Annotated in this window: 10 protein-coding genes and 1 pseudogene; 6 read left to right on the top strand and 5 right to left on the bottom strand. The window is 73.9% G+C overall.

The annotated features are described in order from the left end of the window. Window positions 1-64 precede the first annotated feature (64 nt). Both HCJ92_RS16195 and HCJ92_RS16190 read right to left on the bottom strand, forming a co-directional pair. A complete protein-coding gene (locus tag HCJ92_RS16195; RefSeq protein WP_167934309.1) occupies window positions 65-1,468 on the bottom strand; it encodes a metallophosphoesterase in 1,404 nt (467 codons plus the stop codon). Beyond that, window positions 1,468-1,743 carry an SCO4848 family membrane protein gene (locus HCJ92_RS16190; RefSeq protein ID WP_167934306.1) on the bottom strand — a complete coding sequence of 92 codons (276 nt, stop codon included), beginning with the start codon at window positions 1,741-1,743 and terminating at the stop codon, window positions 1,468-1,470. The genes HCJ92_RS16195 and HCJ92_RS16190 overlap by 1 nt, the downstream gene beginning before the upstream one ends. A gap of 219 nt (window positions 1,744-1,962) precedes the next feature. Between HCJ92_RS16190 and HCJ92_RS16185 the strand changes: the two are divergent. Then, window positions 1,963-2,844 (top strand): annotated as a pseudogene (locus HCJ92_RS16185) (D-alanyl-D-alanine carboxypeptidase family protein); the annotation flags it as partial. Between the two features lie 283 nt (window positions 2,845-3,127). Here HCJ92_RS16185 and HCJ92_RS16180 read toward each other — a convergent pair. The 3 genes from HCJ92_RS16180 to trpS form a co-directional block, all read right to left on the bottom strand. Continuing rightward, window positions 3,128-4,135: a YihY/virulence factor BrkB family protein gene (locus tag HCJ92_RS16180; RefSeq protein WP_420824724.1), complete on the bottom strand. Its 1,008-nt coding sequence runs from the start codon at window positions 4,133-4,135 to the stop codon at window positions 3,128-3,130. Window positions 4,136-4,320: 185 nt separating this feature from the next. Continuing rightward, on the bottom strand, window positions 4,321-4,890 hold the full coding sequence (locus HCJ92_RS16175) for a 2'-5' RNA ligase family protein (protein WP_167934307.1): 570 nt from the start codon (window positions 4,888-4,890) through the stop codon (window positions 4,321-4,323). 228 nt (window positions 4,891-5,118) lie between these two features. Continuing rightward, window positions 5,119-6,129, bottom strand: a complete 1,011-nt coding sequence (gene trpS / locus HCJ92_RS16170) for a tryptophan--tRNA ligase (RefSeq protein WP_167934305.1) — start codon at window positions 6,127-6,129, stop codon at window positions 5,119-5,121. A 393-nt stretch (window positions 6,130-6,522) separates the two neighbouring features. On the opposite strand from trpS, the gene rocD reads away from it, so the two are divergent. The 5 genes from rocD to HCJ92_RS16145 all read left to right on the top strand — a co-directional run bounded on the left by rocD (window position 6,523) and on the right by HCJ92_RS16145 (window position 13,509). Beyond that, entirely contained in the window at window positions 6,523-7,746 is a 1,224-nt protein-coding gene (rocD, locus tag HCJ92_RS16165; protein WP_167934304.1) for an ornithine--oxo-acid transaminase, read from the top strand. Between the two features lie 207 nt (window positions 7,747-7,953). Beyond that, entirely contained in the window at window positions 7,954-8,943 is a 990-nt protein-coding gene (locus tag HCJ92_RS16160; RefSeq protein WP_167934303.1) for a malate dehydrogenase, read from the top strand. A 290-nt stretch (window positions 8,944-9,233) separates the two neighbouring features. Then, window positions 9,234-10,730 carry an aldehyde dehydrogenase family protein gene (locus tag HCJ92_RS16155; RefSeq protein ID WP_420824723.1) on the top strand — a complete coding sequence of 499 codons (1,497 nt, stop codon included), beginning with the start codon at window positions 9,234-9,236 and terminating at the stop codon, window positions 10,728-10,730. 39 nt (window positions 10,731-10,769) lie between these two features. Then, window positions 10,770-12,359 carry a GMC family oxidoreductase gene (locus HCJ92_RS16150; protein ID WP_167934301.1) on the top strand — a complete coding sequence of 530 codons (1,590 nt, stop codon included), beginning with the start codon at window positions 10,770-10,772 and terminating at the stop codon, window positions 12,357-12,359. Between the two features lie 190 nt (window positions 12,360-12,549). Next, a complete protein-coding gene (locus tag HCJ92_RS16145) occupies window positions 12,550-13,509 on the top strand; it encodes a glycine betaine ABC transporter substrate-binding protein (RefSeq protein WP_167934300.1) in 960 nt (319 codons plus the stop codon). Window positions 13,510-13,594 lie beyond the last annotated feature (85 nt).

Raw genomic sequence — 13,594 nt, 5'->3', positions numbered from 1 at the left:
GCACACGGCGGAGGGCCGTGTGCCGGGGGCACCGCGGTGGGCGGCGGGGCGCCCGCCGCGACGGTCAGGCGCGGGCGAGCGTCAGCACCGTGATGTCGGGCTCGGCACCGACGCGGACCGGCGGCCCCCAGGTGCCCGCACCACGGGTGACGAACAGCTGCGAGTCGCCGTACTGCTCCAGTCCGGCGAGGGTGGGGTTGACGCGGGCCGCGATGATCGGGCCCGGCCAGACCTGGCCGCCGTGGGTGTGTCCGGAGAGCACGAGATCCACGTCGTGGTCCACTGCCGTGTGGATGAGTTCGGGCTGGTGCGCGAGGACCACGACCGGCCGCTGCGGGTCGCGGCCGTCGAGCGCCTTGGCGAAGTCGGGCCCCTCGTAGCCGCCGCCGCGCTCGTCGGCGGCGATGTCGTTGACGCCGGCGATGTCGAACCCGGCCTCCAGCTCGACGCGGCTGTTGGCCAGGGAGATCATGCCGAGACGCTGGACGTGCTCCACCCAGGGGGTGGCGCCGACGTAGTACTCGTGGTTGCCGGTGACGAAGAAGACCCCGTCGCGGGCGCGGAGGTCGCCCAGCGGTTCGGCCGCGTGGCGCAGGTCGGGCACGGTCGCGTCGACCAGGTCGCCGACCATGGCGACCGCGTCGGTGTCGGTGGCGTTGACCGCCGCCACGACCCGCTCGCAGAAGGAACGGCCGAGGGTCGTGCTCAGGTGCATGTCGCCGACGACGGTGATCCGGTAGCCCTCACTGGCGGCGGGCAGGTTGGCCAGCCGGACGGTGACGTGCTTGGTGGCCAGCTGCCGGGCGGCCCAGACGCCGTAGCCGGTGGTCGAGACGGCGACGGTGGTGGCGCCGATGGCGACCGCCCGCGCCACGAACATCCGGCGGCTCACGCCGGGACGCTCCGCGCAGCCGTCCTCACCCGTACCGGCGGGCCGGTCGTCGCCCGTTCCCTCGTCACCCGCGGTCTTGTCGAGGGAGACGGGGCCGGCGTCGGCGGTGCCGCGGCCGTCCGCGGCTCGGGTCCCGGCGGGGGCACCGCCGGCCGCGGCGCCCTCGGCTGCGACGGTGGCGTGCTCGCGGGTGCCGCTCGCGTTCCCGGCGGCGTCGGCGTCCGCACCGGCCGCGGGCGCGTCACCTGCCGGGGCACGGCGGGCGTCCCGGCGGGCGAGCCAGCACCGCAGCAGGGGACGGAGCGCCTCGCCGACCAGCAGCGAGAGCACCAGGTAGAGCAGGACCACGAGCCAGACGTATCCGGGCCAGGCGAGCGCCTGCCGCAGGCCGAACGGCGCCTCGAACGCGTCGCCGACCCGGGAGGCGACCACCGCCAGCGGGAGCAGCACCAGCAGCGCCGTACCGATTCTGCGCCAGGGGGTGCAGGGTTCCGACACGTCCCGCACCAGGCGGAGCCACAGATACCAGTGGACCACCGCGATGAGCGAGAGGATCACGGTGAAGAACACGACCATCACGAACTACCCCTTTGCTGACCGGCGCTGTCGCCGCTCTCGCGACGAAGGACGCGCAGGCTGCGGAAACCGATGACACCGATGGCGGTGCCAAGCAGGAACGACACGACGGTGAGAGTGAGGTGCACCCAGAAGTACCCTGTGGGGTCCCCGTCGGCATCGAACGCGAGGCCGCTGCCGTCCCGGTAGAGGTTGCGCAGGAAACTGATCCAGATGAACCAGCTCCACACGCCGAAGGCGAGCAGGAACCAGGAGGGACCGCGGCCGAGCTTCACAGGTGGTCTCCGTAGCGGGGAGGGCAGACGGGACTGCCGTTGCCCGTCCAGTATCGCCGGAGGCGGCAGGGAGCCCGCTGGCGGGTCCCGCCGACCGGACGAGGGCGGGACTCGCCCGGATGCACCAGCTGCTCGGCCGGATGCGCGGTGGGCGTCACCGGTTCGGCGCCACCGAGTGGTCGCGCACGCACCGGACCTGGGTACGTTCAGGTCGTGTCGATGAACAGATTGTCACTTTATCGCGCCGTCACGGGGTGCCTCACCACCGCCACCCTGCTGCCGGCCCTGTGGTGTGCCGCCCCGGCCGCACACGCCGACGACAACGACCCCGCCGCCGCGGACACCGCCCACGCGGCCCCCGATCCGGGCGCGGCGGCACCTCCCGGTCTCTCGACCGTGGGCGGCGAACTGCTGGGCCGGTTCGGCACCCAGGTGCGGCCCGGCACCGGTGCGCCGAAGCTGCCGAAGACGACGGCACGCGCCTGGATCGTGGCCGACGCCGACACCGGCGAGGTCCTGGCGGCGCACAACGCCCACCGGCCGCAGGCCCCGGCCTCGACGCTGAAGATGCTGTTCGCCGAGACCCTCATGTCGCGCCTGGAACCGGCCGCCGGCTACACCGCGGCCCCGGAACACTTCCTCGACATGGGTCCGGGCAGCAGCGCCGTCGGCGTCGCCGACGGCCACGACTACACCGTGGACGACCTGTGGCACGGCGTCTTCCTCGCCTCGGGGAACGACGCGGTCTACGCGTTGACCGCCCTCAACGGCGGCAAGGAGAAGACGGTGCGCGAGATGAACGAACGCGCCCGCGAGCTCCAGGCGCTCGACACCAAGGTGGTCAACCCCGACGGCTACGACGGTCCGGGCCAGGTCTCCTCCGCCTACGACCTGACCCTGATCGCCCGCGCCGGGCTGGAGAACGAGCAGTTCCGCGCCTACGCGGCGACCGGCCGGTTCACCTTCCCCGGCACCGGCAAGGGCAAAGACCGCGAAGGGTACGAAATCCAGTCCACCAACCGCCTCATCATCGGCGACGGCGACCTCTCCCCCTACGACGGGATCATGGGGGTGAAGAACGGCTACACCTCGAAGGCGGGCTACACCTTCACCGGCGCGGCCGAGCGGGACGGCCGCACCCTGCTGGTGACGGCGATGGACCCGAAGGGCGACCGGCTCGCCGTCTACCGGGAGTCCGCAGCCCTGCTGGACTGGGGCTTCGCCGCGTCGGGGAAGGTCGAACCGGTGGGCGAGCTGGTCCCGGCCGCGGGCCAGGAGGCCGCCGCCGCGCCCGCCACCGCCGCGCGCGGCGCGGACACCGACCCGCCGCCGGTGGCGCCGGGCACCACCACCGCGGGAGCCGCAGGCCGCGACGCGGCGCTGGTCACCCTGATCGGCTCGGGCGGTCTGCTGGTGACGGCGTCGGTGGCGTACCTGGTGATCCGGCGGCGGCCGTCCCCGGTCCCCGCGGTTCCGGGTCGTCACTTCCGGGGTCGTCGGTCTCCAGGGCGTCCGCCCGGGGCCGCGCCTCCGGCGTGAGGCCGGTGGCGGTCCAGGAGCAGCAGAACATCAGCAGCTTGGCCATGAGGTTGATCCACACCAGCAGGGCGATGGGGACACCGAACGCGCCGTAGATGCTCTTGGCCGCCACCCCGGTGAGATAGCCGCTCAGCGCCCACTTCAGCACCTCGAAACCGACCGCTCCCAGCAGGCAGGCGACGACGACGTCACGCCGCGGCGGGCGCACCCCGGGCAGCCACACCAGCACGTAGAACATCAGCACGGCGGTCACACCGATGGCCAGCAGATGCCCGACCACCTGGAGCCCGATCCCGGCCGCGCTGCCCGTCACCCCCAGCCAGCGGGTGCCGATCTGCACGGCCGAGACGGCGACGGTGGAGGCGGCGAGCGACAGCAGCATCACCCCGCCGAGTCCCGCCAGCACCCCGAGGTCCTTGACCTTGCGGAGCAGGAAGTTGTCGGTGGGCTCCGGCAGGTCCCACACCGAGCGCAGGCAGCCGCGCAGCTCCTCGACCCACCCGGCGCCGGTGGGCAGCAGCAGCACCAGCGCGATCACGCCGATGGTGCCGGCGTTGTCGAAGAGCGACTGGAGGTCCAGAGACTCCGAGATGCCGGGGACCTGCCGGGAGAACCAGTCCTCGACCGTGGACATCCGCTCCTGCGAGAGGAACGCGAAGCCGAGGGCCGCGCCGAGCGCCAGGACAGGGAAGAGCGCGAGGAAGCTGATGAACGTGATCGAGGCGGCGAGCCGCGCGTAGGTGTGCTCCTCCATGTGCTCGTACACCCGCCAGGCGCGGGTGGTCAGCAGCCGGGCGACGACCGGGCCGACGGCGGGTAGACCGACCAGTTTCTGCTTCGTCTGCTCATCCATCAGGCCGACCACGGTAGGAGGAGAGCGGCGCACCCGGCGGCATTACCGGCCCGACACGCACGGACATGTCATGGCCGACGCCTGGCTCCGTGTCACCGAGGGGTGGCGTCCGGCCCGCGGTCGAAAGGGCTGCACGGACGACGGGTACGGCGGTGCGGGACACCCGGCGGGCCGGGGTGCCGCGGTCAGACGGCCTGGTGCCGCAACCCGGAGCTCTGCGAGGGGACGCCGTCGTGCGGGAAGCGGAACTCCCGCACCAGTCGCCAGACGGCGTCCTCGCCCTGCTCGTAGAGGGCGAAGCCCTCGGCCGTCCAGGCGGCCTGGTAGTCGGCGAGCTCCTTCTCGGCACGGTCCATCGCCGCCTCGGAGATGCCGTGGGCCACCGTGACGTGCGGGTGGTACGGGAACCTCAGCTCCCGGTCCAGCGGGCCACCGGGCTCGCGGACCCGCTCCTGGAGCCAACCGCATGCCGACCCGCCCTCGACGACCTGCACGAAGACCACCGGGGAGAGCGGACGGAAGGTGCCGGTCCCCGACAGGCGCATCGGGAAGCAGCGACCCGCCGCGGCGATCGCGGCGAGGTGGTCCTCGATGCCGGGCCGGGTGTCGGACGCGACCTCGGTCGGCGGCAGCAGGGTGACATGGGTCGGAATCCCGGCCGCGGCGTCGTCCCCGAAGTCGAGGCGGCACTGCTGCAGCAGGCTGCCGTACGGCTCCGGGACGGCGAGCGAGACGCCCAGGGTGACGGTAGCCACCACCATGACCCTCCTGTCGTCGTGCCGCGTCTCCGGCGCGGCCCGGGCGGCGTGCCGGACCCGGGGGCCGACACCACCGCGGTGCCAGTGTGGCCGTTGCGGACGCGTAGTGCGAGCGGTCTTCGGCCCTTCCTTCGGGGGGCTTGTGGCCCTGTGGGGCGCACGCTCGGCGCGTGCCGCGCCCGCGCCGTCACCACGGCTGCCGGGCGCCCCCGTCCCGTCCTGCCGCTATCGCGGCGGCAGGAACCCCACCTTCTCGTACGCCTCCGACAACGTCTCGGAGGCCACGACGCGCGCCTTCTCGGCGCCGCGCGCCAGCAGCCGGTCGAGCTCGGCGGGGTCCGCCATGTAGTGCTCGACCCGCTCCCGGAACGGCGTGGTCCAGCCGACGACCACGTCGGCGACCTCCGTCTTGAGCGCGCCGTACAGCTGGCCGGTGAACTTCTCCTCCAGCTCCGGGACGCCGATCCCGGAGAGCGCGGAGTGGATGGTGAGCAGGTTGCTGACGCCGGGCTTGGCCTCCCGGTCGAAGCGGACCTCGGTCCCGGTGTCGGTGACGGCGCTGCGGATCTTCTTGGCGGTCGTCTTCGGCGGGTCCAGCAGGTTGACGAGCCCCTTCGGCGAGGACGCCGACTTGCTCATCTTGATCTGCGGGTCCTGGAGGTCGTAGATCTTCGCCGCACCCTTGGTGATGTGCGGGGCGGGCACCGTGAAGGTCTGCCCGTAACGCGAGTTGAACCGCTCCGCGACGTCCCGGGTCAGCTCGATGTGCTGGCGCTGGTCCTCGCCGACCGGCACCTCGTCGGCCTGGTAGATGAGGATGTCCGCGACCTGGAGCACCGGGTAGGTGAACAGCCCCACCGAGGTGTGCTCCGCGCCGACCTTCGCCGACTTGTCCTTGAACTGGGTCATCCGACCGGCCTCGCCGAACCCGGTCAGGCAGTTCATCACCCACGCCAGCTGGGTGTGCTCCGGAACGTGGCTCTGCACGAAGAGAGTGCAGCGCTCCGGGTCCAGGCCGGCACCGAGGAGCTGGGCCGCCGCGAGCCGCGTGGCCTCGCGCAGCCCGGCCGGGTCCTGCGGCACGGTGATGGCGTGGAGGTCGACCACGGCGTAGAACGCGTCGTGCGTCTCCTGGAGCGCCACCCACTGGCGCACCGCGCCCAGGTAGTTGCCGAGGTGGAACGAGCCTGCGGTGGGCTGGATACCGGAGAGCACCCGGAGACGGTCACTGGCCATGCGGGTCATTGTCTCAGAGCGGCCGGGCACGTCCGCCCCGGATCGAGCACCGCGCGCGGATGGGGTGCGTCACAGCGCCCGGCGGCCCGACGGGACTCCGCGGATCGCCCGACGGCGCCGGCGCGGCCCGGCACAGCGGGGCATGTCGCAGGTTTCCTGCCCGCCCGGGAGGACGACGATAGAAAGGGACGAACGGCGCGAGACAGACAGCGCCCACCACCCGGGTCACGGGAACCGGGTCCGGCGCGCGTCACCCGTGCCGGACCGGGTGGGCGACCACCGGTCGCGCCGCCCCGAACCGCCCGAACCGCTCCGAGCAGCGCACCACATCCGCGCACCACATCCGCGCACCACGACCGCGCGGCGCGACCGCGCACCGACAAGGAGGCCCTGATGGCCACCGGACGATCATCGATGGAGCTGATCTCCGCCGCTGAGGAGCACAGCGCCCACAACTACCATCCGCTGCCCGTGGTCATCGCCTCCGCGCGGGGCGCCTGGATGACCGACGTGGAGGGCCGCCGCTACCTGGACATGCTGGCCGGGTACTCGGCGCTCAACTTCGGGCACGGCCACCCCCGGCTCATCGCCGAGGCACACGCCCAGCTCAACCGGCTGACGCTGACCTCCCGCGCCTTCCACCACGAGCAGTTCGCGGACTTCTGCGCCGAGTTGGCCGAACTGTGCGGCATGGACATGGTGCTGCCGATGAACACCGGCGCCGAGGCGGTCGAGACCGCCGTGAAGACCGCCCGGAAGTGGGGCTACCGCGTCAAGGGCGTCCCCGACGGCCGAGCGCGCATCGTGGTCGCCGCCGACAACTTCCACGGCCGGACCACCACCATCGTCAGCTTCTCCACCGACGAGGAGGCCCGACGCGACTACGGGCCCTACACCCCGGGCTTCGACATCGTCCCCTACGGCGACCTCGACGCCCTGGCGGCGGCGGTCACCGAGGACACCGTCGCGGTGCTGCTGGAACCGATCCAGGGCGAGGCGGGCGTGCTGGTGCCGCCGCCCGGCTACCTGCCGGGGGTGCGCGAACTGACGCGGGAACGCGGGGTGCTGTTCATCGCCGACGAGATCCAGTCCGGCCTCGGCCGGACCGGCCGCACCTTCGCCTGCGAGCACGAAGGGGTGGTGCCCGACGTCTACGTGCTGGGCAAGGCGCTGGGCGGCGGAGTCGTACCGGTCTCCGCCGTGGTCTCCTCCCGCGAGGTGCTGGGGGTCTTCCGCCCCGGGGAGCACGGGTCGACCTTCGGCGGCAACCCGCTCGCCTGCGCGGTCGCACGGGAAGTGGTGGCCATGCTGCGCGAGGGGGACCACCAGCGGGCCGCCGCCGACCTCGGCGACCACCTCCACCGGGAACTCGCACTGCTCGTCGGCAACGGAGTGCTGGAGGTGCGGGGTCGCGGTCTGTGGGCGGGCGTGGACATCGACCCGGCGCTGGGCACCGGCCGGGAGATCTCCGAGCGGCTCATGGCCCGCGGTGTCCTGGTCAAGGACACCCACGGCTCCACCATCCGGCTCGCCCCGCCGCTGGTGGTCTCCAAGGAGGACCTGGACCACGGGCTCGACCAGCTCCGCGCCGTCCTCGCCTCCCAGCCACCCGCCTGACCGCCCGGCCCCGGGGGCACGCGCCCGCCCGCGCGAGCGCGGAGCACCGGCCGCCCCCGGGGCCTGGGGACGGGACCGGTCGCAGGGCGCCTCGGCCGGGCGGGCGGGGTCGGATAACCTGGCGCCGGGTCTCTTGACGTAGAGAGATGTCGACGAGGGACCCGGCCGTGACCCGCGCCGACCGATGAACCCAACCGAGAGGCAGCCATGTCCCGCACTCCCGTCAACGTCACCGTCACCGGCGGAGCCGGCCAGATCGGCTACGCCCTGCTGTTCCGCATCGCCTCCGGTCAGCTGCTCGGCCCGGACGTCCCGGTCAACCTGCGCCTGCTGGAGATCACCCCGGCGCTGCCCGCCGCGCAGGGCACCGCCATGGAGCTGAACGACGGCGCCTTCCCGCTGCTGGGCTCGGTCGACATCACCGACGACCCGAACGTCGCGTTCGACGGCACCAACGTCGCGCTGCTGGTCGGCGCCCGCCCCCGCACCAAGGGCATGGAGCGCGGTGACCTCCTGGAGGCCAACGGCGGCATCTTCAAGCCGCAGGGCAAGGCCATCAACGACCACGCCGCGGACGACATCAAGGTCCTGGTCGTCGGCAACCCGGCGAACACCAACGCGCTCATCGCGCAGGCCGCCGCGCCGGACGTCCCCGCCGAGCGGTTCACCGCGATGACCCGCCTGGACCACAACCGGGCGCTGTCGCAGCTCTCCGCGAAGACCGGCACCCCGGTGAGCGAGATCCGCCGCCTCACCATCTGGGGCAACCACTCCGCGACCCAGTACCCGGACATCTTCCACGCGGAGGTCGCCGGGAAGAACGCCGCCGCCACCGTCAACGACGAGACCTGGCTGGCCGACGACTTCATCCCGACCGTCGCGAAGCGCGGTGCGGCGATCATCGAGGCGCGCGGCGCCTCGTCGGCCGCGTCCGCCGCCTCGGCCGCGATCGACCACGTCCACACCTGGGTCAACGGCACCGCCGCCGGCGACTGGACCTCCATGGGCATCCCCTCCGACGGCTCCTACGGCGTGCCCGAGGGCCTCATCTCCTCCTTCCCGGTCACCTGCTCGGGCGGCTCCTACGAGATCGTGCAGGGCCTGGAGGTCAACGACTTCTCGCGCGCCCGCATCGACGCCTCCGTCAAGGAGCTCGCGGAGGAGCGCGAGGCGGTCCGCGCCCTCGGCCTGATCTGATCCGGCCCTCCCCGGCACCACCGCGGACCCTCCCGTCCGCCCCCGCGGCCCCCGGCACCAGCCGGGGGCCGCGGCGCGTCCCGCACCGGCATCCGGGCGCCCGGATGCCGGTGTCGCGGCACCGCCGGGCGCGCACGGACAGGGTGACGAAGGCCACACCGGCCAGGTGCGCGACATGCCCGGTACGCGGGTGGGGCAGGGAGAGTTCGGCCGCCGCGGGCTCCCCGGCGGAGCCGGGGCCCCACGGGACGGCGGGGCCGGAGCACCACGGAGGACCTGAGAGCGTGCCGGTGACCGACACCCTGTGCATCGACGGCGTATGGCGCCCTGCCGCCACCGGCGCCACCCGCGAGATCCTCGACCCGGCGGACGGGACGGTCCTGGCCACGGTCGCCGAGGCCGACGCCCGGGATGCGGACGCCGCCGTCGCCGCCGCCCGCCGGGCGTTCGACACCGGACCCTGGCCGAGCACCCCCGTACCGGAACGCGCCGCGCTGCTCCGGCGCGTCGCCGGCCTCCTCGTGCGCGACCGCGAGGAGATCGCTCTCACCGAGTCCCGCGACACGGGGAAGACCGTCGCCGAGGGCCGCGTCGACGTGGACGACGTGACCGCCGCCTTCCGGTGGTTCGCGACGCTGGTGGAGTCGGAGTCCGCGGGCCGGGTGGTCGACGCGGGCAGCGCCGACGTCCACAGCGTCGTCGTCCACGAACCCGTCGGGGTGTGCGCACTGATCGCGCCCTGGAACTACCCGCTGCTGCAGGCGTCGTGGAAGGTGGCCCCCGCGCTGGCCGCGGGCAACACCTTCGTCCTCAAGCCGTCCGAGCTGACGCCGCTGAGCACCGTGCACCTGCTGGGACTGCTCGCCGAGGCCGGCCTGCCGCCGGGGGTGGCGGGGCTGGTCACCGGCGCGGGCGACCCGGTGGGCGCCCGGCTGGCGGCGCACCCGGACGTGGACCTGGTGTCGTTCACGGGCGGTCTGGTCTCCGGCACGAAGGTCGCCGCGGCGGCGGCCCCCACCGTGAAGAAGGTGGCCCTGGAGCTCGGCGGCAAGAACCCCAACGTGGTCTTCGCCGACGCCTGCGCCACCGACGCCGGGTTCGACGCCACCGTCGACCAGGCGCTGAACGCCGCGTTCGCCCACAGCGGGCAGGTCTGCTCGGCGGGCGGGCGGCTGATCGTGGAGGAGAGCGTGCGCGACCGGTTCGTCGCGGAGGTCGCCGCCCGCGCCGACCGCATCCGGCTGGGGCGCGGCACCGCTCCCGAGGTGGAGTGCGGGCCGCTCGTCTCGGCGGCGCAGCTCGCGCGGGTCGAGGCCCACGTGGCGGACGCCCTCGCCGAGGGCGCGGTGCTGCGCGCGGGCGGCGGGCGCCCCGCGCCCGGCCCCGACCGCCCCGTCGGCGGCTTCTTCCACTCCCCGACGGTGCTGGACCACTGCCGGCGCGAGATGCGGGTGGTGCGCGAGGAGGTCTTCGGCCCGGTGCTCACGGTGGAGACCTTCCGCACCGAGGACGAGGCGGTGGCGCTGGCCAACGACACCGAGTACGGCCTCGCCGGCGCGGTGTTCAGCGCCGACACCGCGCGCGCCCGCCGGGTCGCCGCCCGGCTGCGGCACGGCACCGTGTGGATCAACGACTACCACCCCTACCTGCCGCAGGCGGAGTGGGGCGGCTACGGCCGGTCCGGCACCGGTCGCGAGCTGGGGCCGGCCGGGCTGGCGGAGTACCGCGAGACCAAGCACGTGTACGAGAACCTGCGCCCGGCGCCCGTCCGCTGGTTCGCGGGCTGACCCGCCCGACGCACACCACCGGCCTCCGGGAGACCGACCATGCAGCGTCCCAGCCCCACCGCTCGCGCCACCGTCGACCGGAGCACGGACGCGCCCGCCGGGCCGGACGAGGTGTTCGACTACGTCGTCGTGGGTGGCGGCACCGCGGGCTCGGTCATCGCGTCGCGGCTCGCCGAGGACCCCGACCTCACCGTCGCGCTCGTCGAGGGCGGCCCCTCGGACGTCGACCGGCCCGAGGTCCTCACGCTGCGCCGGTGGCAGGGACTGCTGGGCGGGGAGCTCGACTACGACTACCCGACCGTGGCGCAGCCGCGCGGCAACTCGCTGATCCGGCACAGCCGGGCGCGGGTGCTGGGCGGCTGCTCCTCCCACAACACCCTGATCAGCTTCCGGCCGCTGCCGTCGGACTGGGAGGAGTGGGTCGCGGCGGGGGCGGAGGGCTGGGACGCGGCGACGATGGACCCGTACTTCGGCAGGCTGCGCAACCGGATCGTCCCGGTGGGCGAGGCCGACCGCAACGCCGTCGCGCGGGACTTCGTGGCGGCGGCGAGCGAGGCGTTGCGGGTGCCGCGGGTGGAGGGTTTCAACGCGGCCCCGTTCACGGAGGGCGCCGGCTTCTTCGACCTGGCCTACCACCCGGAGACCAACCAGCGCTCCTCCGCCTCGGTCGCCTACCTCCACCCGCACCTGGCGGCCGGGGACCGGCCCGGGCTCCGGCTGTTCCTGGAGACGCGGGCGCTGCGGGTGGAGCTGGACGACGCGGGTCGTGCCACCGGGGTCGAGGTCCGCGCCGCGGACGGCGGCAGGGCGGTGCTGCGTGCCCGCCGCGAGGTCGTGCTGTGCGCCGGAGCCGTGGACACGCCGCGGCTGCTGCTGCTCTCGGGGATCGGCCCGCGCGAGCAGCTGGCGGCCCTGGGGATAGACGTGCGGCACGACCTGCCGGGGGTCGGCGAGAACCTGCTGGACCATCCGGAGTCGGTGATCGTCTGGGAGACGGACGGTCCGATACCGGAGAACTCGGCCATGGACTCCGACGCGGGGCTGTTCGTCCGCCGCGATCCGGAGTCGGCGGGCCCCGACCTGATGTTCCACTTCTACCAGATCCCCTTCACCGACAACCCGGAGCGACTGGGGTACCGCCGTCCGGCCCACGGGGTGTCGATGACACCCAACATCCCCAAGCCCCGGAGCCGGGGGCGGCTGTACCTGACCAGCGCCGATCCCGACGTCCGGCCGGCGCTGGACTTCCGGTACTTCACCGACCCCGAGGACCACGACGCCCGCACCCTGGTCGACGGCATCCGGCTGGCGCGCGAGGTGGCGGCGACCGAGCCGCTGGCGTCGTGGCTGACGCGCGAGGTGTGCCCGGGGCCGGAGCTGAACTCGGACGAGGAGCTGAGCGCCTACGCGCGCCGCGTCGCGCACACCGTCTACCACCCGGCGGGGACCTGCCGGATGGGGGCGCCCGAGGATCCGCACGCGGTGGTCGACCCGGGGCTCCGGGTGCGGGGGCTCACGGGGCTGCGGATCGCGGACGCGTCGGTCTTCCCGACGATCCCCGCGGTCAACCCGATGGTGTGCGTCCTGATGGTGGGCGAGCGGGCGGCGGAACTGCTCGTCGCGGGCTGAGGCCCCGCGCGTCCCTCCGGCGCGACCGGCGCCGTGCCCGCCGTGCCCGCCGTGCCCGCCGTGCCCCGGCCTCCCCCGCCGCGCCGCTGCCGCACGGGCGACCCGGGACACTCAGCGCTTTCCGGTGACCGCCTCGGTGGCTAATGTGTTCGGTACATCGCCGATCTGCGGACAAGTGGGGACCACCTCAGTGGAGACAGGGCAGCGCGCGTTTCGCCTGCCGGCCGCCGGGACCGCGCTGGCACTGGTCGTACTGGCCGGGTGCACGTCCGGGAGCGGCCAGGCCGCGGCGGGGGCCTTCCCGGAGGTCGTGATAGCGGTACCGGCGTGGACGGGCGGCCAGGCGAACGCAGCCGTGGCGGCGCACGTCCTGCGGGAGGAGCTGGGGGTTCCCGTCCGCCTCCGGGAGCTGTCGCCCAACCAGGCGTGGGACGGGCTCGACGAGGGCACCGTCCAGGCGGTGCTGGAGGACTGGGGCGCGACCCCGGAGAAGCGGCGGCTGTACACGGCGCAGCGCATGTCGGTGGTGCCGGCCGGTGACCTCGGCCCGGTGGGCCGCGTGGGCTGGTACGTACCCGGTGACTACGCCGCCGCCAATCCCGGGGTACTCGACTGGCGGAACCTCAACGACTACGTCGGGGAGTTCGCGTCGACGGGCAGCGAGGGCCGCGGGCGGCTGCTGACCGGCGGTCCCGACGACGCCTCCCACGACGAGGCGCTGATCGACGCGCTCGACCTGGCGTACACCACGGTTCCCACCGGCGGCGAGGAGCAGTTGATCGAAGCGCTGCGCCGCGCCGACCACGGCGGTGACGCGGTGCTGGCCAACTGGTGGCAGCCGCACTGGCTGCACGAGGAGCTGGAGCTGGCGGAGGTGGCGCTGCCCGAGCACACGGCGGGCTGCCACCGGGAGGGCGGCACGGACCGCTGCGGCTACCCGGAGATCCCGCTGCGCAAGTTCCTCAACGCGGCGTTCGCGGAGCACGGCGGTGAGGCCGCCGCGTTCCTGACGGACTTCAGTTGGACCGCCGAGGAGCAGAACGAGGTGGCCCGGATGATCGCGGCGGAGGGGATGAGCCCGGAGGGCGCGGCGGCACGCTGGGCGGAGAAGAACACCGAGCGCATAGCGGGGTGGCTGGGCGGGGGCTGACCGCCGCCCCGGTCCCCCGCGCCGACGACCGGCCGCGCCGGCCGGGCGACCCGTGACGCGCCGCGGCCTCGGCCGGTCCGTGGAC

Source organism: Streptomyces spiramenti (genome assembly GCF_012034385.1).
In the GTDB taxonomy this organism is placed as follows: domain Bacteria; phylum Actinomycetota; class Actinomycetes; order Streptomycetales; family Streptomycetaceae; genus Streptomyces; species Streptomyces spiramenti.
The sequence above is the reverse complement of the archived record's forward strand: the minus strand, read 5'-3'. Positions and strand labels throughout refer to the sequence as shown.